Origin of the sequence: Pantoea sp. BAV 3049 (assembly GCF_009765445.1) — a bacterium.
Taxonomy (GTDB): Bacteria; Pseudomonadota; Gammaproteobacteria; order Enterobacterales; family Enterobacteriaceae; genus Erwinia.
On sequence record NZ_WHOY01000031.1, the window covers coordinates 5051426 to 5072320 of the forward strand.

General features: G+C 55.2%; 14 protein-coding genes and 1 pseudogene. 9 read left to right on the top strand and 6 right to left on the bottom strand.

Going from position 1 to position 20895, the window contains the following annotated elements:
• The first annotated feature begins 44 nt into the window (after window positions 1-44).
• The 3 genes from GSQ70_RS25045 (at window position 45) to GSQ70_RS25055 (ending at window position 1852) form a co-directional block, all read left to right on the top strand.
• Complete coding sequence (locus GSQ70_RS25045) at window positions 45-473, top strand: CidA/LrgA family protein (protein ID WP_158785053.1); 429 nt, start codon at window positions 45-47, stop codon at window positions 471-473.
• Window positions 466-1164: an LrgB family protein gene (locus tag GSQ70_RS25050; RefSeq protein WP_158785054.1), complete on the top strand. Its 699-nt coding sequence runs from the start codon at window positions 466-468 to the stop codon at window positions 1162-1164. Before GSQ70_RS25045 ends, GSQ70_RS25050 begins: the two co-directional genes overlap by 8 nt.
• 142 nt (window positions 1165-1306) lie before the next feature.
• Window positions 1307-1852 (top strand): YfaZ family outer membrane protein, encoded by a 546-nt coding sequence (locus tag GSQ70_RS25055; RefSeq protein ID WP_158785055.1) that lies wholly within the window; start codon window positions 1307-1309, stop codon window positions 1850-1852.
• 54 nt (window positions 1853-1906) lie between these two features.
• On the opposite strand, the gene GSQ70_RS25060 is transcribed toward GSQ70_RS25055, so the two are convergent.
• From GSQ70_RS25060 to acs, 3 genes are all read right to left on the bottom strand, one after another.
• Window positions 1907-3565: a cation acetate symporter gene (locus tag GSQ70_RS25060; protein ID WP_158785056.1), complete on the bottom strand. Its 1659-nt coding sequence runs from the start codon at window positions 3563-3565 to the stop codon at window positions 1907-1909.
• Window positions 3562-3873 (bottom strand): DUF485 domain-containing protein, encoded by a 312-nt coding sequence (locus GSQ70_RS25065; RefSeq protein ID WP_158785057.1) that lies wholly within the window; start codon window positions 3871-3873, stop codon window positions 3562-3564. Before GSQ70_RS25065 ends, GSQ70_RS25060 begins: the two co-directional genes overlap by 4 nt.
• Window positions 3874-4153: 280 nt before the next feature.
• Entirely contained in the window at window positions 4154-6109 is a 1956-nt protein-coding gene (gene acs / locus GSQ70_RS25070; protein ID WP_158785058.1) for an acetate--CoA ligase, read from the bottom strand.
• Window positions 6110-6638: 529 nt separating this feature from the next.
• Here acs and gltP point away from each other — a divergent pair.
• The 3 genes from gltP to GSQ70_RS25085 all read left to right on the top strand — a co-directional run bounded on the left by gltP (window position 6639) and on the right by GSQ70_RS25085 (window position 10737).
• Entirely contained in the window at window positions 6639-7943 is a 1305-nt protein-coding gene (gene gltP / locus GSQ70_RS25075) for a glutamate/aspartate:proton symporter GltP (protein WP_158785059.1), read from the top strand.
• A 437-nt stretch (window positions 7944-8380) separates the two neighbouring features.
• On the top strand, window positions 8381-9925 hold the full coding sequence (locus GSQ70_RS25080) for a PAS domain-containing methyl-accepting chemotaxis protein (protein WP_158785060.1): 1545 nt from the start codon (window positions 8381-8383) through the stop codon (window positions 9923-9925).
• Window positions 9926-10023: 98 nt separating this feature from the next.
• Window positions 10024-10737: a cupin domain-containing protein gene (locus GSQ70_RS25085; protein ID WP_158785061.1), complete on the top strand. Its 714-nt coding sequence runs from the start codon at window positions 10024-10026 to the stop codon at window positions 10735-10737.
• Here GSQ70_RS25085 and GSQ70_RS25090 read toward each other — a convergent pair.
• Window positions 10660-11259 (bottom strand): annotated as a pseudogene (locus GSQ70_RS25090) (2-isopropylmalate synthase); the annotation flags it as partial. The gene GSQ70_RS25085 and the pseudogene GSQ70_RS25090 overlap by 78 nt on opposite strands.
• Window positions 11260-11942: 683 nt before the next feature.
• Between GSQ70_RS25090 and GSQ70_RS25095 the strand changes: the two are divergent.
• Window positions 11943-13586, top strand: coding sequence for a dihydroxyacetone kinase subunit DhaK (locus GSQ70_RS25095; RefSeq protein WP_158785062.1), 1644 nt, complete (start codon window positions 11943-11945; stop codon window positions 13584-13586).
• 235 nt (window positions 13587-13821) lie between these two features.
• On the opposite strand, the gene sbmA is transcribed toward GSQ70_RS25095, so the two are convergent.
• A complete protein-coding gene (sbmA, locus tag GSQ70_RS25100) occupies window positions 13822-15048 on the bottom strand; it encodes a peptide antibiotic transporter SbmA (protein WP_158785063.1) in 1227 nt (408 codons plus the stop codon).
• 344 nt (window positions 15049-15392) lie between these two features.
• On the opposite strand from sbmA, the gene GSQ70_RS25105 reads away from it, so the two are divergent.
• Window positions 15393-18350 carry a bifunctional diguanylate cyclase/phosphodiesterase gene (locus GSQ70_RS25105; RefSeq protein WP_158785064.1) on the top strand — a complete coding sequence of 986 codons (2958 nt, stop codon included), beginning with the start codon at window positions 15393-15395 and terminating at the stop codon, window positions 18348-18350.
• A 41-nt stretch (window positions 18351-18391) separates the two neighbouring features.
• On the opposite strand, the gene GSQ70_RS25110 is transcribed toward GSQ70_RS25105, so the two are convergent.
• Window positions 18392-19783 (bottom strand): MFS transporter, encoded by a 1392-nt coding sequence (locus tag GSQ70_RS25110; protein WP_233268621.1) that lies wholly within the window; start codon window positions 19781-19783, stop codon window positions 18392-18394.
• Between the two features lie 374 nt (window positions 19784-20157).
• Between GSQ70_RS25110 and GSQ70_RS25115 the strand changes: the two genes are divergently transcribed.
• On the top strand, window positions 20158-20895 hold the full coding sequence (locus GSQ70_RS25115) for a gluconate 2-dehydrogenase subunit 3 family protein (RefSeq protein ID WP_158785066.1): 738 nt from the start codon (window positions 20158-20160) through the stop codon (window positions 20893-20895).

A 20895-nucleotide genomic window follows, 5' to 3' on the forward strand; every position in this document is an offset into this window, starting at 1 on the left:
CCGCTTTATAATATTTCCACGCAATACTCAGGGGAGAAGTCATCATGGCGTTAGCAATACGTCCGCAGAGAACGGGCTGGCTGCAACGTGTTCAGGTTCCGCTACAGGTTGTTCTGTATATCGTTTTCTTTATTGTTGCTCAGCAACTGGTGGACTGGCTGCATCTGCCGCTTCCCGCCAATATCGTGGGCATGCTGCTATTACTGGCGCTGATCATGCTGCGCGTGCTGCCGCTTGGCTGGGTGAAGGCCGGGTCAAAATGGCTGCTGGCCGAGATGCTGCTGTTTTTCGTTCCGGCAGTGGTGGCGGTGGTTAACTACTCGCAGCTGCTGCGGGTCGAGGGCTGGCGCATCATGCTGGTGATAGGTATCAGCACGTTGCTGGTGCTCTCCGCCACGGCGCTGGTGGTGGACCGCGTTTATCGCCTGGAAATCTGGCTGGCTGAGCGCAAACAGGGGAAGCGTGATGAATAACCTGATCGTCAGCATTCTTTGCCTGATCGCCACGCTGCTGATCTATTACCTCAATAAACGCCTGTATCGTCGCTGGCACAAGCTGGTAATGATGCCGCTGGTGATGACACCGATGGTGCTGGTGGCGCTGCTGCTGGTGACCCATATCAGCTGGCAGAACTACATTGGCGAGAGCCACTGGCTGCTGTGGCTGCTTGGCCCGGCGACGCTGGCCTTTGCGGTGCCGGTCTATGAAAACATGGCGATAATCCGGCGTCACTGGATGTCACTGACCGCCGGAGTGGTCACTGCCACGCTGGTCGCCGTATTCAGTTCGGTCTGGCTGGCGAGACTGATGACGCTGCCCGAAGAGGTCCAGCGCAGCCTGGCGGTTCGTTCCATCACCACGCCTTTTGCGCTCGCCGCTGCCAAACAGCTCGGCGGCCAGCCTGACCTGGTGGCGCTGTTTGTGGTGATCACCGGTGTGTTTGGCATGGCGGTTGGCGATGTGCTGTTTCTGCGCCTGGCGGTGAAACAGGGAATGGCGAAGGGGGCGGGCTTTGGCGCGGCTTCTCACGGGGCGGGAACGGCCAGAGCCTACGAGATCGGCCAGGGAGAGGGCGTGGTCTCCAGCCTGGTGATGATGCTTTCCGGCATCGTTACGGTGATTATCGCTCCGGCTATCGGCCATCTGATGTGGGCCGCCGTCTGAGACATATTCTGTTACACGCTGAAGTTTAATGTTAAGTAAATACGGTACTGATTCACCGCTGTCTCATATGAATCGCGCTGATGATGGTTTACTCTGCGAAGCCGCCCGACAAAGGCGTGAGTAAATTCATCAGGAGAATAAAATGAAAGCAGTGGCAACTACCGCAGGCGCGCTGGCGCTTCTGGCTCTGGCAGGATCGGCGCAGGCAATTGATGGCGGCGTTGATGTGGGGCGTGAGTACACTAACCTGCACGCGGGCCTGGGCACCAACACCCCGGGCTTCGCTCTGTCAGGTAACTGGTTGCGCAGCGACCATGACGGCAGCATGGGCAGCGTCGGTCTGGGCTACAATGTGGCAGTAGGGGATGTGTTCCTGACGCCAGGCGTTAAGGCTATTTCCACCAATCCTCGCGACAGCAAAGACGGCTATGCGGTTGCTGTGGGCGCGGGCGTCAGCGTTCCTGTGACCAAAATGTTCAACGTTTACGGCCAGTACTACTACTCGCCGGACGCCTTCTCCAGCCATATCGATAACTACCAGGAAGCCTCTGCAGGCGTCAGCTTCCAGCCAATTTCGCTGGTTGACGTGCACGTTGGTTACCAGTACATGGCGATGAACGGCAAAGACGGCCGTAAAGACAACGTGATTGCCGATGGCCCTTACGTGGGTGCATCCCTGCATTTCTGATGCAAAGGGCGGATCAGCGATCCGCTCCTTTTTTCCGATCTCATCTGCCTTTTCTTAGTGCGCCTTTCCGCTGTCTATACCCACTCCCGTCTGTGAACGAACAAACTGCGCCTGAAAACGCTGCCGCTCCAGCGCACCTTCAGCCGAGTTATCGGTAATGGAAAACAGCCAGGTGCCAATAAAGGCCACCAGCATCGAGAATAACGCCGGATACTCATACGGGAACACGGGTTTCGCGTTGCCCAGCACCTGTACCCAGATAGTCGGCCCAAGGATCATCAGCACCACCGCCGTCAACAGCCCCAGCCAGCCGCCGATCATGGCCCCGCGGGTGGTCAGCTTCGACCAGTACATCGACAGCAGGATAATCGGAAAGTTACAGCTGGCGGCAATCGAGAAGGCCAGCCCGACCATAAAGGCGATGTTCTGCTTCTCAAACATGATCCCCAGCGCGATAGCCACAAAGCCCAGCAGCACCACGGTAATTTTAGAGATCCTCAACTCCTCCAGCTCCGTCGCCTGGCCTTTACGTATCACGCTGGCGTAGAGATCGTGAGATACCGCTGAAGCACCAGCCAGCGTCAGTCCGGCCACCACCGCAAGGATCGTGGCGAAGGCGACAGCAGAAATAAATCCGAGGAACAGGCTGCCACCCACCGCATCGGCCAGATGCACCGCCGCCATATTATTGCCGCCAATCAGCGCGCCGCTGGCATCTTTAAAGGCCGGATTGGCCCCGACCAGCAGGATGGCACCAAAACCGATTATAAAGGTCAGGAAGTAGAAATATCCCATAAAACCAGTGGCATAGAACACGCTTTTGCGGGCCTCACGTGCATCGCTGACCGTGAAGAAGCGCATCAGAATATGCGGCAGACCCGCAGTGCCAAACATCAGGCCCAGCCCGAGTGACAGCGCCGAAATCGGGTCATGTACCAGCCCGCCAGGCCGCATAATTTCAACTCCTTTCGGGTGCACCGCCATCGCCTGAGTGAACAGGTTATTGAAGCTGAAGCCAACGGTTTTCATCACCATAATCGCCATAAAGCTGGCGCCGAACAGCAGCAATACCGCTTTGATAATCTGTACCCAGGTAGTGGCCAGCATGCCGCCGAACAGCACGTAGAGCACCATCAGAATGCCGACCAGGATCACCGCGACGTGGTAATCCAGCCCGAACAATAACTGGATCAGCTTGCCTGCTCCCACCATCTGCGCAATCAGATAGAGCGCCACCACCACCAGCGAGCCGCAGGCGGAGAGCGTGCGGATCGGCATCTGCTTCAGGCGATAAGAGGCCACGTCAGCGAAGGTATAGCGGCCCAGGTTGCGCAGCCGTTCCGCAATCAGAAACAGGATAATCGGCCAGCCCACCAGGAAGCCCAGCGAGTAGATCAGCCCGTCGTACCCAGAGGTATAAACCAGCGCCGAAATCCCGAGGAATGAGGCGGCAGACATAAAGTCACCGGCCATCGCCAGACCGTTCTGAAAGCCGGTGATATTGCCCCCGGCGGTGTAGTAATCGCTGCGAGAGCGGGTGCGTTTTGAGGCCCAGTAAGTGATCCCCAGCGTTGCCGCTACGAAGATGATAAACAGCACGATGGCTTCAACGTTGACAGCCTGTTTCTGAACTTCGCCGGTAATGGCATCTGCGGCCAGCACGGAGCCGGGCAGCAGGGCAGCCAGGCTGACAGTAAGATAACGGAGTTTCATCCCTTCACCTCATTCAGCAGCTCTCGGGTCAGGCGGTCAAATTCGCCATTGGCCCGCCAGACATAAACGCCGGTCAGCAGGAAGGAGATAACAATCAGGCCTACGCCGATGGGAATACCGCGCGTCACGCTGGTGTCCGCGCTAAGCGGAGTACCCAGCCAGCCAGGGGCGAAAGCAATCAGCAAAATAAAGCCGACGTAGAGGATCAGCATAATAACGGAGAGTAGGGTGGCAAAGGCCTGGCGTTTTCTCACCAGTTCTTTAAAGCGGGCACTCTTCTCTATCCGTTGATAGATAAGATCATTCATCGCAGAGTCTCCAGAGGTGATATTTTGGGCGTGCTATCTTTACTTGCCATTTTGCGTTCCGGCAGTGCTCACCATCCTCACGTACTTTGTGTACGCTGCGGTGGTTGCGCGCTGGCAGAACGCAAACTGCCTGCGCCGATAACGTACGCCTGTAGGGTGTTTTTATTATTTAATTATTTTTTACTACATTAATAACAGGACAGGTAACAGGTTATGGTCAGATAAAACCAGGCAAGCCACAGCAGATCAAATATATCTGCCGGGCTTTCTGATAGTTTAATTAAGGCATTTTAATTGCCTGTTTCTCTTCAAGGAGTTTATCCACCACGCCAGGATCGGCAAGAGTGGAGGTATCACCCAGATTACTGGTATCGCCCGCGGCAATTTTACGCAGAATACGGCGCATTATTTTTCCGGAGCGGGTTTTCGGTAATGAATCAGTCCAGTGCAGCACGTCCGGCGTGGCAATCGGGCCGATCTCTTTACGCACCCAGTTACGGACTTCGCTGTACAGTTCCGGTGAAGGATCTTCGCCGCTGTTCAGCGTGATATAGGCGTAAATAGCCTGGCCTTTAATATTGTGCGGAATACCCACCACGGCGGCTTCGGCAATTTTAGGGTGCGAAACCAGCGCAGATTCTATTTCCGCTGTGCCCAGACGGTGACCGGAAACGTTCAGGACATCGTCAACGCGGCCGGTTATCCAGTAATAACCGTCTTCATCACGACGTGCGCCGTCACCGCTGAAATACATATTTTTGAAGGTGGAGAAATAGGTCTGCTCAAAGCGATCGTGATCGCCAAACAGGGTACGGGCCTGGCCGGGCCACGAGTCGATAATCACCAGGTTACCTTCACAGGCTCCTTCCTGAGCGTTCCCCTCGTTATCCACCAGTGCGGGCTGCACGCCGAAGAACGGTTTGGTGGCCGATCCGGCTTTCAGCTCAGTGGCACCCGGCAGCGGAGTGATCATGAAGCCCCCGGTCTCGGTCTGCCACCAGGTATCCACTATCGGACAGCGGCCGTCGCCAATTTTGTTGTAGTACCACTCCCAGGCTTCCGGGTTAATCGGTTCGCCGACCGAGCCCATAATACGCAGGCTGGAGCGATCGGTACCTTTGATGGCTTTATCGCCCTCAGCCATCAGCGCGCGGATCGCGGTTGGGGCGGTATACAGCAGGGTGACTTTATGTTTATCGACGACTTCAGCCATACGGCTCGGCTGCGGCCAGTTCGGCACGCCTTCAAACATCAGCGTGGTGGCACCACAGGCCAGCGGGCCGTACAGCAGATAGCTGTGGCCGGTGATCCAGCCAACATCGGCAGTACACCAGTAAACATCCTCAGGATGGTAATCGAAGACGTATTTAAAAGTGGTGGCTGCGTAGACCAGGTAGCCGCCGGTGGTATGCAGCACCCCTTTCGGTTTACCGGTTGAGCCAGAGGTATAAAGGATAAACAACGGGTCTTCCGCGTTCATCTCTTCCGGCTGGTGGTGTGCGCTGGCTTTGTTCATCAGCTCGTGCCACCAGATATCCCGGCCATTCTGCCAGCCAGTCTCTTTCCCGGTACGTCTGAACACCACCACGTTGGTGATGGTTTTGACGTTGGGGTTAGCCAGCGCATCATCGACATTCTTCTTCAGCGGGATGGTGCGGCCTGCCCGCACGCCTTCATCAGCGGTGATCACCAATTTCGCGTTGGAGTCAACGATCCGCCCGGCTACCGCTTCAGGCGAGAAGCCACCAAAAATCACCGAGTGAACGGCACCGATGCGGGCGCAGGCCAGCATGGCAACGGCGGCTTCCGGTACCATTGGCATATAGATAGCCACCACATCGCCTTTATTCACCCCCAGCTCTTTCAGTGAGTTGGCGAAGCGGCACACCTCGCGGTGCAGCTCCCGGAAGGTCAGCGTCTTGCTCTCGCTGGCGTCATCGCCTTCCCAGATAATGGCCGGGTGGTCGCCGCGAGTGTGCAGATGGCGATCAAGGCAGTTAGCCGCCAGGTTCAGCGTACCGTCCTCAAACCAGCTGATGCTGATATTGCCCGGTGCGAACGAAGTGTTCTTCACCATGGAAAAAGGTTTGATCCAGTCGAGGATTTTGCCCTGCTCGCCCCAGAATGCATCAGGATCCTGCACGGACTGTTGGTACATCGACTGGTACTGTTGAGCGTTGATCAGGGTATTTTCCGCAATGTTTGCGGGAACGGGATGACGGTGTTGTTGGCTCATAGCGAATCTCCTTGAAGATGTTAATAATATGTCAATCAAAGGTTAAGTGAAGCGAGCCGACGGGCTTTGTTTGCTTTTTGCGCCACAGATCACGTCATAACTGTACGTGATGAAAGCGGCTGAAAAATTACCTAACCGATGTGGAACTTCTGCTGTCATTTCCCCACCAAAGCGCCGCTGTACAAAAATAAGCTGGTCAAAATGAAGACGATTGAACCTTGTCAATGTTGCCAGCTCTGGTGATTTGTTGCATAGCTATGCGCAGGCGGTTTTAAATATTTCTAATTATAACAAGGAGTTAGTTTTGGAAGGGGGTTCTGGAATTTTATCCTGTTTGTTGCCGAAATATTAGCCGTATATCACATAGGGTTGCATTTATACCCGTGAAAATGGTACTGATTACGCGCCTGGAAATCAGGTTATCACCATCCAACATCCGCGAATTAGCCGACTTCGGCCTGACCTCCCTTGAGAGTGATTCAATCCGCACGCCAGAAGCGGATACCGGGTTTTGTTAAGGAAAAAAATTATGAAAGCTGCAAAATTCAGCCTTGCCTGGCAAATAGTGACGGCACTGGTGCTGGGGATCATCGTTGGTGCGATACTGCATAACCAACCGTCCGATCGTGAATGGTTAATCACTAACATTCTCAGCCCTGCTGGCGATATCTTTATCCACCTGATCAAAATGATCGTGGTGCCGATTGTTATCTCCACGCTGATCGTCGGTATCGCCGGTGTGGGTGATGCCAAGAAGCTCGGACGCATTGGCCTGAAAACCATCGTCTATTTTGAAGTGATTACCACCATTGCCATTGTGGTAGGGATTACCCTGGCGAACGTGTTTAAACCTGGCTACGGCATTGATATGTCGACGCTGGCAACGGTGGACATCTCTAAGTATGAAGCAACCACCGCGCAGGTGGAGAGTGGGGCGCACAGCCTGGTTACCACGATCCTGTCGCTGATCCCGCAGAATATTTTTGCGGCGATTGCGAAAGGTGAAATGCTGCCGATTATCTTCTTCTCGGTGCTGTTTGGTCTGGGGCTTTCCTCGCTGCCGTCAGAACATCGTGAGCCGTTGCTGAAGGTGTTCCGTTCCACTTCGGAAACGATGTTCAAAGTCACGCATATGATCATGCGCTATGCGCCGATTGGCGTGTTTGCGTTGATCTCTGTGACCATTGCCAACTTCGGCTTCGCTTCGCTGTGGCCGCTGGCCAAGCTGGTGATCCTGGTTTACGCCGCCATCCTGTTCTTCGCCTTTGTGGTGCTGGGTGCGGTGGCCCGTCTCTGCAAGCTGCGTATCACCACTTTGATGCGTATCCTGAAGGATGAGCTGATCCTCGCTTACTCCACCTCCAGCTCGGAAACCGTGTTGCCGCGTATTATGGAGAAGATGGAAGCCTACGGTGCGCCCAAGTCGATTACCAGCTTTGTGGTGCCGACCGGTTACTCCTTTAACCTTGACGGCTCCACGTTATACCAGAGCATCGCGGCGATCTTTATTGCCCAGCTCTACGGTATTGAGCTGTCCATCGGGCAGGAAATCGTGCTGGTGCTGACGCTGATGGTGACTTCAAAAGGGATTGCTGGCGTGCCTGGCGTCTCTTTCGTAGTGCTGCTGGCGACGCTGGGCAGTGTGGGCATTCCGCTGGAAGGCCTGGCGTTTATTGCTGGTGTGGACCGTATTATGGATATGGCCCGTACCGCGCTGAACGTGGTGGGTAACGCACTGGCGGTGTTGGTGATCGCCAAGTGGGAAAACCAGTTCGATACTCAGCAGGCAGTGGCCTATGAGTCTGAAATTAAGCGGATTGCTTCTCCGACTTAATCAATGTCTGGCTCTGGTGGGACAGTAATGTGCCACCAGAGTGATTCCCGCATCTTCCTCCTGATAACCTCTCAGTTCTGCTGTAAAACGACTATTATTCTCAGCGTTAACCTGCTACACCCGTTTTTCCACAGATCATAATGAATGATTTTAATTGATGGTTCTTCCTCAGCCCGTCCTTTCTTCGCTGAAAGATACATCCTCAATACTCTAAAACTCCTCTTTATAATAATGACTTAGGGATTTTGTGGTCATTACTTATCTGGAACCGGTTCACTTTGCAGGCTTCCCTTGCTGGCGGGCTTTTGTTGCGTAATGACGGTAAGGCGAAATTTAACTCCGACCGCTAAAGATCCCCGCCTGAGCGCCGAAAATATAAAAATCACAAATCATTAACTCTTAGGCCAATTTTGGCGCTCGCATCAAGGATCCGCTCCATGCGCACGAATTTACCCGTAACACAGCAGGAATATGTGTTTGATGAAAGTGCGACGCTGATGTCGACCACCGACACCAGCAGCCACATTACTTACGCGAACGATGCTTTTGTTGCGGTCAGCGGCTTCACGCCGGATGAGATTAACGGACAGCCTCACAATATGGTGCGCCATCCTGATATGCCGCCGGAGGCCTTTGCTGATATGTGGGCCACCCTGAAGCAGGGCGAACCCTGGACTGCACTGGTGAAGAACCGCCGTAAAAATGGCGATCATTACTGGGTGCGTGCCAACGCCATTCCGGTGGTGAGAGAGGGCAAAGTGCAGGGCTATATGTCGGTGCGCACCAGGCCTGCAAAGCAGGAGATCCAACAGGCAGAAGAGCTATACCGTGAGTTTCGGGAAGGCAAACGGAGAAGCTGGCGTTTCCATAAAGGGCTGCTGGTGCGCACCGGCCCGCTGCGCTGGTTATCGGCCGGGAAAACCCTCCCTCTGCGCTGGCGCATTCGAACACTGCTGCTGGCCCTACTGCCGCTGAGCGTCGCCGGTGTGTGGGCACTGGGGCTTCCCGGCCAGCCGCTGGGGATTTTCACCGCTGCAATGGCCGTATTGCTGTTCCTGGCCTCCGCGTTGATGGAGCAGCAAATATCCCGTCCGGTAGAGCGCATGTGCCAGCAGGCGCTGCGTGTGGCAACCGGAGCCAGCCATAAAGGTGAGCAGATGGATCGGGTGGATGAAGTGGGTACTACGCTGCGGGCTATCGGCCAGCTGGGCCTGATGTTTCGCTGGCTGGTGGATGATGTCAGCGGTCAGGCAATCAATGTGCTCAGCGCCAGCGACGCCATCGCCCAGGGCAATAACGATCTCAGCCGCCGCACTGAGCAGGCCGCCGCCAATGTGCAGCAGACGGCAGCCACCATGAATGAGCTGACCGCTACGGTGAAAAGCAATACGGAAACGGCGCAGCAGGTGAACAGCCTGTCGGGCAGTACCCGTGATGCGGCGACTCAGGGTGGCAAGGCAATGCATGAGATGGTCAGCATGATGGTCGAAATTGCCGACAGTTCGGAGAGAATTGCTAATATTACCAGCGTGATTGACAGTATTGCCTTCCAGACCAACATCCTGGCGCTGAATGCGGCGGTTGAAGCCGCGCGGGCAGGCGAGCAGGGCAAAGGCTTTGCGGTAGTGGCAGGTGAAGTACGCAGCCTGGCGCAGCGCAGCGCCAAAGCTGCCAGTGAAATCAAAGATCTGGTGGAAACCAGTGCCCTGAAGGTGCAGTCGGGCAGCTGCCATGTTAACGATGCCGGAAAAACCATGGAAAACATTGTCGCCCAGGTGCAGAACGTGACTTCCCTGATCGCGCAGATCAGCTCGGCCACTGCTGAACAGGCTACGGCCCTGAGTGAAGTCAGCCTTGCGGTGGAAGAGCTGGACAATATCACCCATCAGAATGCTGCCCGTGTGGAAGAAGGGGCACAGGCTTCTGGCCGTATGGCGCATCAGGCCACCCGGCTGGTTGAGGCAATCAGCGTCTTCCGTTAATCCTGTCGCAACTGAAGGGGCTGGCCCCTTCAGTTGAGTCTGTCAGTCACTCCCCGGGCATGATAAGTTTTCCTGATACTCTGATGACGGAAGCCGCTATGTCCACCACCCTCAGCCCCAGTTTTACCTCCCGGCCTCTGGTTCCTTATGCCCACAACTATCAGCATGGCGAAAGTGAGCCTGCGCATCAGCATGAATGTGCCCAGCTGATCCATAGCCTGACCGGGGTCGTGCGGGTGATCACTGACGCAGGCAGTTGGATTGTGCCGCCGGGGCGAGGAGTGTGGATGCCTCCCGGCGTCCGGCATGCGCTGCACATTACTGGTCAGGTGGCTGCCCGGACTGTATTTATCGATCCGCTGGCCAGGGCCGATCTGCCTGCCACCTGCCAGGTGGTTCAGGTTTCACCGTTGCTCAGGGAGCTGATTATTGCGGCGCTGGCTTTGCCAGAACAATACCAGCCACACACCCGCACCGAACGGATTTATGAGCTGTTGCTGGATGAAATTCGGGTGATGGACGTGCTGCCGTTTTCCCTGCCGGAGCCGAATACACCGCCACTTAAAGCGCTATGTCAGAAAATCCGGAATGAGCCAGGCGAGCGCTGGACGATGGAAAATGCCGCGCAACAGCTCAGCATCAGCAGCCGGACACTGGCCAGGCGTTTTTATCACGAAACGGGGCTGCAATTCAGTGACTGGGTCAGGCGCGCCAGGCTGATGGAGGCCCTGACGCGGCTGCCAGACCGGCGCAACGGCTTCGCAAATTTCCAGTGCAAAGTCTGTTTCGGTGAAGCAGAAGGTTTCTGGTGAGTATTCAAAGGTCCAGTGCGTTTCCGGCAGGCTGGCGCAGCGCAATCTGATTTGTCGGGTGGCACTGACCGCCAGCGCAACGATCTCTTCACGGCTCTGACGAAAGACCAGTTTGCGAAAAACCGGCGCCGTGGCGTTGTATAAATGCAGCGTTGCACGCCTGGCCCCCTCCAGCGCGACAAAGGTACGGTCGATTAAGTCGCTGCGAGCCTGCGTCAGGACCTGGATTGTGACTCCATCGGGGATCAGCTTTTCCTCAATCAGCGCGCGCACAAAGTTGAAATCTGTCAGCGAGGCGGAAGGGAAAGCCACTTCAATTTCCTTAAATCCGCACTGGAGCAACAGCTGCCAGAACAGTTTTTTTCGGTTACTGTCCATAGGTTCGGCCAGTGCCTGATTACCATCGCGCAGGTCTGTTGATAACCAGCGCGGGGCCTGCTGCAGGGTTTTTCCGGGCCACTGGCGGTCGGGTAAGGACAGCGGTGGAAAAGGGGCGTATTTGTCGCTCGGGGTTAACAGCATCTGGACTCTCCTGAAGAATGAGCCTTTATTGTGCCGAGCCGGTTATGCGTTCACTGGTGCAAAACTGACAGCTTGTGTCGTGAAACTGACAGGCTGTGGCAAAAAAAAGCAGGCCTTGCGGCCCGCCCTGTATAACGCCCTGGTGTTGACGTGATGAAACGGTGGTGAGGTCTGCTGCAGGTGGCAATCTAATTATAATGTGCTTGCAGTAGCAGACTTTTTGGCATTAATACGAGAGGCCACAGCTTTCTCAATAAAAAAACCCTTTATTGCATCGAAGCTTTTCAGACGATGAAAGGGACTTTATATTAAAAGTTCAGGTGACTGCAATTTTAAATTGTCACCTGGCAGGGAAATAAGATAAATGCGATATTTTTAAAATTAAAATCCTTATTTATCATGAGGGTTTTTTCATCTTCGCAGATTTTTCTTAACTGAGGCTCTGTGGGCGGGTAAGTTAGCACACCAGTATGACATTATTATTTAACACGTTGATTAAAAATAAAACAGGTGTTAATGAATTAGCTGAATAACTAAGGATAAATCTTATTTTAACGGAAATTATACCTGCTTCACACTTTGTTTTTTTAATCCGCTTCGCATATTTCATCAATTCCGTTGGAATAATTCAACTACAGTTAGTGACTTAGCGACTATTTTCTAACATCAGAGAGAGTAATGCGATGAGTCAGTTCTTTATGAATCAGAAAAATCAGCTGGTCAGTGAAGCTATCGAAGGGACGCTGCTCAGCAGCCGTTACCACAATATCAGCCTGCTGGATGCCGGGCCGGATATCCGGGTGGTGGTGCGCAATGACTGGGATAAAAAAGAAGTGGCGCTGATTTCTGGCGGTGGCTCGGGCCATGAGCCTGCCCACGTGGGTTTTGTCGGGAAAGGGATGCTGACGGCGGCGGTTTGCGGCGATATTTTTGCCTCGCCAAGCGTGGATGCCGTGCTCAGCGCCATCATCAATGTCACAGGTGATAAAGGCTGCCTGCTGATCGTGAAAAACTATACCGGCGATCGCCTTAACTTTGGTCTGGCGGCGGAAAAAGCGAAAAAACTGGGCTTTAAGGTGGAGCTGGTGATGGTAACCGATGACATTGCCCTGCCGGACAATCCACAGCCGCGCGGTATCGCCGGTACGGCACTGGTGCATAAGGTTGCCGGTTTTGCTGCCGCTCAGGGGAGATCGCTGCAGGAGGTTGCCACGCTGGCCAGTGAGGCCATTAAAGCCACAGCCAGTATCGGCCTGGCATTCTCCACCTGCCACGTGCCGGGTGAAAAGCGGGATGACCGCGTGAAGGAAGGGCAGAGCGAGCTGGGGATGGGGATCCACGGGGAACCTGGTGCTTCAGCGCTGAAGACGCAGAACAGTGAGGAAATTGTCGCCACGCTTGCAGAGAAACTGACAGCGAAGAATCCGGATAATAAGAAAGTGGCGCTGTTGGTGAATAACCTCGGTGGTTTTTCTGAGCTTGAAATGGCGGTGTTGACCCGTGAAGTGCTGCATTCTCCACTGGGTAAGCAGGTAGAGCTGCTCATTGGCCCGGCCACGCTGGTCAGCGCGCTGGACATGAAAGGGTTTTCGCTCTCCACTCTGGTCCTTTCCGCCTCCCTGGCTGAAGCGCTTACCGCGCCGGTTGAGGCAAACGGCTGGAAACCTGCGGTGAAAGTGCAGGATATTACGCCGATCATAGGCGAAAAAGTGGCCCGCGGTGAGAAAGCTAAGCCGTCAGATAATGCAGAGGTTGCAGCCGTTGTTGAGAGTATCTGCAACACGCTGATGGATCTGGAAAGCGAGCTGAATCAGCTGGATGCTAAAGTGGGCGATGGCGATACCGGTTCCACCTTTGCTGCCGGTGCCGGTAAGGTGCTGAAGGAGCTGGAAGCGAAACAGCTGCCGCTGAACGAGCTGCACAGCCTGCTGACGCAGGTCGGTGACGAGCTGGCGGTGGTGATGGGTGGCTCCAGCGGGGTGCTGATGTCGATCATGTTTACCGCGGCGGGGCAGAAGCTGGAAGAGGGTAAATCGCTGCCGGAGGCGCTGAGCTGGGGACTGGACCGCATGCAGCATTACGGCGGTGCACGTCCGGGACACCGTACGATGATTGATGCGCTGGATCCGGCGTTTGCCGCGCTGGTGAAGGGCGAAGGGCTGGAGAAAGTGGCGGCCGCAGCGAAGAAAGGTGCGGATGCTACGGCGCAGATGAATTCGGCGAAGGCTGGTCGCTCTTCCTATCTGAATGAGGACAGCCTCAATGGGGTGAAGGATCCGGGAGCTTTCGCGGTGGAGAGGGTGTTTGCGAAGTTGGCTGGAAACTGAGAACTAATAGCTAAAAGCTAAAAGCTAAAAGCTAAAAGCTAAAAGCTAAAAGCTAAACAGTGGCTGCGCGGGGAACCCTGGCCGCTCATAAAGACGCAAAAGCGCCGTCCGTGGCAGCTCGACTCAGGCCGTCCCTGGCCTGAGACGCTTTATTCCCGGCCAGGGTTCCCCGCGCTGCAAGCCTCAGAGTGGTTGGTCCAAAGATCTTCTCAATTGGTCTGAATTCTCCGCGCCATTAAGCCGCCACATTCTCATGATCCGGTAACTCATTCAGCGTGCGTTCGAAGCTGCGCAGACGTTTGTAGATCGACAGCAGTTCCACCAGCGTCGTCCACGAGTTAATCAGATACTGGAACGAGCCGCGCACCTGGTCGAACACGTTGGTGATCTGCGTCATCAGCCCAAGCGTAATCGCGCCGGTTATGATCGACGGAAACAGCACAAACAGGCTGAATACTGCGTCCAGCTGCAGGTAGAGAATGCGTGCAATGTTGAAGTACAGATAATGGAAATAGAGGCGGAAGTAGTTCTTACGCACGTTGTGGAACAGATCCCTTACCGTTGGCGGCCTGGCGCGATGCGGGTCATCCTCGCCGTACACCAGCTCCTTACGGTAGGCGGCTTCCACCCGCTGGTTACGGAACGACAGACCCGGCAGCTTGATACCGATCACCGCCAGCATCCCTGTCCCCAGCAGTGACCACAGTACGGCAGCAATCACCAGCGCGTAGGGGATACTGCCGAGGATTGGCACGGTTTTCACGTGGACTGACAGGGCAACCAGCACAGGCAGGAAGGCAATCAGCGTCATGATGGCATTGATAAAGCTGACGCCCATATCCTCAAGCGTGGATGAGAAGCGCATGGTGTCTTCCTGTACTCGCTGGGCAGCCCCTTCAATCCCCCGCAGTTCAGCCCAGTGATCCATATAGTAATTGTTCATTGCCGTGCGCCAGCGGAACACGTAATGGCTGATAAAGAACATGTTCAGCACGTCAATCACCACCGCAATCAGTGCGATGCTGAGGAACCCTTCAAGCTGGCTGTAAAAGGTTTCAATCTTCACGGTGTTGGGGTGAGCCATCGCGCGCTGGATCAAATCATAAAACGGTTCGTACCAGGCATTGACCGCCACGCCAACCTGCACGGAAAACCAGGTGACAAAGATAATCAGCGCTGAACCGAGCACCGACCAGCGCTGCCACGGATGCGGGCTGAACAGCGACCAGAATCCGGCAAACAGCACCACCACCAGCAGATAGTAAAGGTAGAAGGTCAGCCCTGACGGCGCGATAAAGCGCAGGGCGTTATTCGGCAGCGGAAGAGTCGCTCCATGAGAGAAAAGCGCCAGATGCAGAAGCCACTCACGGGCTTCACCGAACCACAGCAAAATGGCAATCGCAGACCAGAGAACGACACTGCTGAAAAAGAGCGCAGGCCTGGGGAAAAAAGATTTAAACATAGGCACTCCTGGTATTGTTCTCTTTTTATAACGCTTTTTGCCGTTAACAATCTCATTGCGGTTGTTTCTATTGATTACAGTCCCTCTTTAAAGAAATAAATGCTGAATAATTTTTAATCAATGCCGATAAACAGGAAAGAACCTCTGAGTAAAGGAGGAAATCTCTTGAACTGGCGGCGCTTTTCAGTTTATAGCTAGTACAGAATTTTCCTAAAAAAAGCAGCGCTCTGCCCGATTTAACGGTATGGAGCGCCCCCCATTTGCGCCAGGTGATGGCGTACCTGTAGTGCCGGGACTGACAAGGGTGACATCCGGGCAGCAGTTGGTGATCAGGCGAAAAGACCATGAATGACAATAGTGATGTGATGTACCGGCTGTTGGTGCAGAGTGTAGTCGACTACGCAATCTATATGCTGAAGCCGGATGGCACTGTGGCTAACTGGAATGCGGGAGCCGAACGGGCCAAAGGCTATAAGCCGGAAGAGATCGTTGGCAAAAACTTTGCCTGCTTCTACAGCGCCGAAGATCGGCTTAAAGGTCTGCCCCAGCTTGCGTTGCGCACTGCAGCAGATACCGGCCGTTACGAGGTGGAAGGCTGGCGCTATCGCAAAGACGGCAGCTCCTTCTGGGCCCACGTGGTACTGGACGCCGTTAAGGCGGAAGACGGCAGGCTGATTGGTTTTGCCAAAATCACCCGTGACTACACTGAACAGCGGACCAGGCTGGCAGAGCAGCGTTCCAGCGAGCGAAAATTCCGTCTGCTGGTGGAAGGCGTGACGGATTACGCCATCTATATGCTCGATCCGGACGGGCATGTGATGAACTGGAACGAAGGAGCCAGACGCTCCAAGGGCTATAACGCTGAGGAGATTGTCGGCAAACACTTCTCCGTGTTCTACAGTGCCGAAGACCGCCTGGCAAAGCTGCCCGAAACTAACCTGAAAACCGCCTATCGGACCGGGCGCTTTGAAGAGCAGGGCTGGCGCTATCGCAAAGATGGTAGTTCGTTCTGGGCCCACGTGGTGATTGATGCCATCCACGATGATGATGGCAAGCTGATTGGCTATGCCAAAATCACCCGTGACTGCACCGAGCAGCAGCGCCAGTTAAAAGAGCAGCGCGAACGCGAGCAGGTATTCCGCCGTCTGGTGGAAGGGGTGTCCGACTACGCCATTTATATGCTCGATCCCACCGGGCATGTGGTGAACTGGAACGCCGGTGCCCGCCGTGCCAAAGGCTACACCGCCGACGAAATTGTCGGCAAACACTTCTCCTGTTTCTACAGTGCACAGGACCGCCTCTCCGGCCTGCCGGATATCAACCTGAAAGTGGCCCAGACCAAAGGCCGGTTTGAAGACCAGGGCTGGCGCTATCGCAAAGATGGCAGTGCTTTCTGGGCGCACGTGGTGATAGAAGGGATCCGCAACGAAGATGGGGGGCTGCTGGGCTATTCGAAAATCACCCGTGACTGTACTGAAGTGCGGGAGTACGAGCAGCAGATCCTGCGGGCGAAAGATCTGGCCGAGCAAAACAGTGCCCGCACCGCCTCCCTGTCGAAGTTCCTGGATACCATTATTGCCAATATCCCATCCTGCGTGATTGTTGAAGATGTGGTCTCGCAGGAAATTCTGTTGCTGAACAGCAAAGCAGAGCAACTGCTGGGTATCCGTCAGAACGAGATGTCGGGCAAAAAACTGTCTGAATGCACCACACAGGAAGTGAGCAGCTATTTCGCCCAGTTGGCGAATGCCGCTCAGCGCAGCGAAGGGGTACATAAAAACGAGCAGTTGCTTAACACCCGTGGTGGGGAAAGGATCATCAACGCTTCCGCTTCGATTATTCGGGGCAGCGATGCGCGTACCAATTATGTTTTGCTGATTGCCGATGACGTCACGGACCAGCGCGCCGCGGATGCGCGCATTCACCACATGGCGCACCACGATAACCTGACCAGCCTGCCTAACCGCGTGCTGTTCAGCCAGCGCCTGAATGAAGCGTTGCGGGCCGATCGCGACACGGATAAGCATACCGCCGCGCTCTGCCTGGACCTGGACAACTTCAAGAATGTTAACGATGCGCTGGGTCATCAGGTCGGTGACGACTTGCTGAGAGCCGTTGCCAGCCGGTTACGCGGCGTATTGCGTGACCAGGATACGCTGGCGCGAAATGGTGGGGATGAATTCTCTGTCGTACTGCCGGGACTGACCCACGTTGATGAGGCTGAAACGGTTGCCCAGCGGCTGATCGACGTGATCAGGCCGCCGTTCAACGTGGATGGCCATAATCTGTCGGTCGGCCTGAGCGTGGGCATTGCCATTGCTGACAGGGGCATGACCACCAAGGATGAACTGCTGCGCTGTGCGGATATGGCTCTGTACGAAGCCAAACGCAACGGACGCAGCCGCTTTGAACACTTCTCGGCGGAAATGGGTGAAGCTGCCAGCAAGCGCCGGATGATTGAAACCGACCTGCGCGAGGCTATGACCGGTCGCCATCTGAAGCTTTATTACCAGCCAATCACCAATGGGCAGGGGCTGGATATCATCGGCTACGAGGCGCTGATGCGCTGGCATCACCCGGAAAAAGGGCTGATCATGCCGATGGACTTTATCCCCATCGCCGAAGAGACCGGGCTGATCCACTCGCTGGGGGCCTATGCGCTGTTCGAAGCGTGCCGGGAAGCCGCTGGCTGGCCTGAGCATCAGAGCGTGGCGGTCAACCTCTCGCCGCTGCAGTTCAAAAACAGTTCGCTGGTCTCGGTAGTGGAAGCCGCACTGAAAGATTCCGGACTGGCTCCGCACCGGCTGGAGGTCGAAATTACCGAATCGGTCCTGCTGGATAATACCCTGGTGAATATCCGCACTCTGCAAAAGCTGAAGGCGTTGGGGGTGAGAATTGCGCTGGATGACTTCGGCACCGGGTATTCGTCGCTGAGCTATCTACGCTCGTTCCCGTTCGACAAGATCAAGATCGACAAGTCGTTTATCAATGATATGAAGGACAGCCGTGAAGCGCTGGCGATTATCCGCGCCATTACCGGGATGAGCCGCAGTCTGGATATTCAGATCACCGCAGAAGGGGTGGAGAGCAGTGAGCAGTACGAGCAGTTGAAAAACGAAGGCTGTACGCTGTTCCAGGGGTACTATTTTGGTCGCCCGCAGCCGTCGGAGACCCGGCTTAAACTGTTTAACCCGCCTGAGCGATTTGCCTTCACGCCGCCTGCCGAAGAGGCTCCGCCTGGTACCGGAGTGCTACTGAACGGGGAGGCGCTTAACGATCCCGGCTTACCGACAGCCACATAGTACCTCCGACGGGAGGACTGCAATGTCCTCCCGCTTTCGCCTCAGATATTCTCCAGATTCAGTCCCCGAGTTTTCGGACCAAACACGCCAATCACCAGCATTACAATTAACATGCTGATCACGATAAAGGCGATCACCCCCTGCGAGCCTGCCACCTGCAAAATCATGCCGATCAGAATGCTGCTGAACACGGTTGAAAGCCGGCTGAACGAGTAGCAGAAGCCCACCGCACGGGCGCGGATAAAGGTGGGGAACACCTCGGTCTGATAGGCGTGGTAGCTGTAGGTCAGCCAGGCGTTGGACCAGGTGATGCAGAAGCCGCAGATAATCAGCAGCACCGGGTTACTTTGCAGGGCGAACAGCGTGCCGAAAATCACCGTCATCAGCGAGGAGAGAACGATCTGCCACTTGTTCTCGATCCGGTCGGCGTAGCGGCTGCAAATCAGCGAGCCGAGTGGATAGGCAAGGGTGATAAAGAAGGCATACAGCAGGCTGTGGGTGATGCTGGCTCCCTTGCCGGAGAGCAGCGCGGGCAGCCAGTTGCCGAAGCCGAAGAAGCCGATGGACTGGAAGAAGTTCATCACCACCAGCATCAGCGTACGCTGACGGTATTCCGGCCGCCAGATATCGCGGAAGGTCCCTTTCTTCTCGATGATTTCACCCGTTTCAATCTCATTGTCCCGGGGGGCTGTGCAAGGGACACCGCAGCGCGCTTCCATCAGGCTCACCACCTGATGCGCTTCACTGTGCCTGCCCTGCTGCGCCAGCCAGCGCGGCGATTCCGGCAAATTCTTGCGGATCAGCCAGATCACCAACGAACAGAGCGCCCCGGCAATTACCACATAGCGCCAGCCGGTTAAGCCGAAGAGGGTCTGCGGCACCAGCCACCAGGACATCAGTGCCACGGCAGGCACCGACAGGAACTGCACAAAGAAGGCAAACGCGAAGGCTTTGCTGCGCAGATAGCCTGGCACGCATTCGGTCAGATAAGTATCGATGGTGACCAGCTCAATCCCCAGCCCAACCCCGACCAGAAAGCGGAAGAAGATGATCCATTCGGCCTGATTCTGGAAGGCCATGATCAGCGAGAAGCAGCCGTACCACGCCAGCGCGCACATAAAAGTCAGACGGCGGCCAAAACGATCGGCATAGGGAGCCAGCAGACTGGCTCCGGTAAACAGACCAAGGAAGGTCGAAGAGGCAAATGCCGCCTGATCGGACAGACCAAACACGCCCTGGCTGCCGACATGAAAGATGTTTTCGGCCAGCAGGCCCGCACTGATATAGCCGGTCTGAAACAGGTCATAAAGCTCAAAAAATCCGCCTAACGAGAGAAGCGCGATAAAGCGCCACAGCCCGGCGGAAGCGGGCAGGGCATCGATTCTGGCGGACAGGCGTTTGGTGTTCACTTTCTCTGCGGATGGCGATGTCATCCCTGCCGAACTGATTTCACTCATGTTGTTTTGCAACCACTTTATTTTTATAGGGAACCCTCAATCCTAAGGGGTTCGGACAGGCGTTAAATTTTGAATTGCTGCTTTTAATAAGAAAATTAAGCATAAAAAGCTGCCCTGAGCGCAATTGTGACATTTCCCGCTCATCACGGCGAAAGTTGTTAATGAATTTGTGCCATTTTGTTTCGTTAGGCTAAATGTTTGCAAAAAGATCGGATACAATAAGTTTCATTGTTACCGGTAACATTGTGCCGCTAACCAATTTGTACGCCTGAACTCCATTAAAAAAATACCGCAAGCAACCGTGAACTCTTAGCCTTCCTCACCAGGGCTAAGCTTGAAAAGGCAATGTCATGTCGAACGAAAAAACCAGAAGTTCCCGCCGGGACTTTCTGCTGAAAACCATTACCCTGGCCCCAGCCATGGCACTGGGCGGCACCGGGCTGGGCGCACTAACCGCCTCCACTCCAGCAGCGGCAAAAGAGACCGCTCCTGCCGGTCCGCAGAAAGCTCGCGATTACCAGCCAACCTGGTTTACCCCTGAAGAGTATGCTTTTTTGCAGGCGGCAGCCGCCCGCCTGATCCCTGCTGACGATCGTGGTCCGGGCGCGCTGGAAGCTGGCGTGCCGGAGTATATCGACCGCCAGATGAACACCCCTTACGCCATTGGTTCCAACTGGTATATGCAGGGGCCTTTCCACCCGGATGCCGACAAAGAACTGGGCTACCAGTATCCGCTGGTGCCGCGCCAGATTTACCGTCTGGGACTGGCCGATGCGGATGCCGTGGCGAAAGCGCAGCACGGTAACGTCTTTGCTCAGCTCAGTGGCGACCAGCAGGACTCACTGTTGCAGGCTTTCGAAGCGGGCAGCGTTGAGTTCAGACAGGTTCCGGCCAAAGTCTTTTTCTCCTTTCTGCTGCAGAACACCCGCGAAGGCTTCTTCAGCGATCCAATCCACGGTGGCAATCAGGGTATGGTCGGCTGGACGCTGATTAACTTCCCGGGTGCCCGTGCGGACTTTATGGACTGGGTTGAACGTGGAGAGCGCTATCCGTTCCCACCGGTATCGATTCGTGGGGAAAGAGCGTAA

Excerpts from the sequence above, each read along its gene's own strand:
- GSQ70_RS25045 (WP_158785053.1), top strand. The coding sequence starts at position 45 with ATGGCGTTAGCAATACGTCCGCAGAGAACGGGCTGGCTGCAACGTGTT.
- GSQ70_RS25050 (WP_158785054.1), top strand. The coding sequence starts at position 466 with ATGAATAACCTGATCGTCAGCATTCTTTGCCTGATCGCCACGCTGCTG.
- GSQ70_RS25055 (WP_158785055.1), top strand. The coding sequence starts at position 1,307 with ATGAAAGCAGTGGCAACTACCGCAGGCGCGCTGGCGCTTCTGGCTCTG.
- GSQ70_RS25060 (WP_158785056.1), bottom strand. The coding sequence starts at position 3,565 with ATGAAACTCCGTTATCTTACTGTCAGCCTGGCTGCCCTGCTGCCCGGC.
- GSQ70_RS25065 (WP_158785057.1), bottom strand. The coding sequence starts at position 3,873 with ATGAATGATCTTATCTATCAACGGATAGAGAAGAGTGCCCGCTTTAAA.
- acs (WP_158785058.1), bottom strand. The coding sequence starts at position 6,109 with ATGAGCCAACAACACCGTCATCCCGTTCCCGCAAACATTGCGGAAAAT.
- gltP (WP_158785059.1), top strand. The coding sequence starts at position 6,639 with ATGAAAGCTGCAAAATTCAGCCTTGCCTGGCAAATAGTGACGGCACTG.
- GSQ70_RS25080 (WP_158785060.1), top strand. The coding sequence starts at position 8,381 with ATGCGCACGAATTTACCCGTAACACAGCAGGAATATGTGTTTGATGAA.
- GSQ70_RS25085 (WP_158785061.1), top strand. The coding sequence starts at position 10,024 with ATGTCCACCACCCTCAGCCCCAGTTTTACCTCCCGGCCTCTGGTTCCT.
- GSQ70_RS25095 (WP_158785062.1), top strand. The coding sequence starts at position 11,943 with ATGAGTCAGTTCTTTATGAATCAGAAAAATCAGCTGGTCAGTGAAGCT.
- sbmA (WP_158785063.1), bottom strand. The coding sequence starts at position 15,048 with ATGTTTAAATCTTTTTTCCCCAGGCCTGCGCTCTTTTTCAGCAGTGTC.
- GSQ70_RS25105 (WP_158785064.1), top strand. The coding sequence starts at position 15,393 with ATGAATGACAATAGTGATGTGATGTACCGGCTGTTGGTGCAGAGTGTA.
- GSQ70_RS25110 (WP_233268621.1), bottom strand. The coding sequence starts at position 19,783 with ATGACATCGCCATCCGCAGAGAAAGTGAACACCAAACGCCTGTCCGCC.
- GSQ70_RS25115 (WP_158785066.1), top strand. The coding sequence starts at position 20,158 with ATGTCGAACGAAAAAACCAGAAGTTCCCGCCGGGACTTTCTGCTGAAA.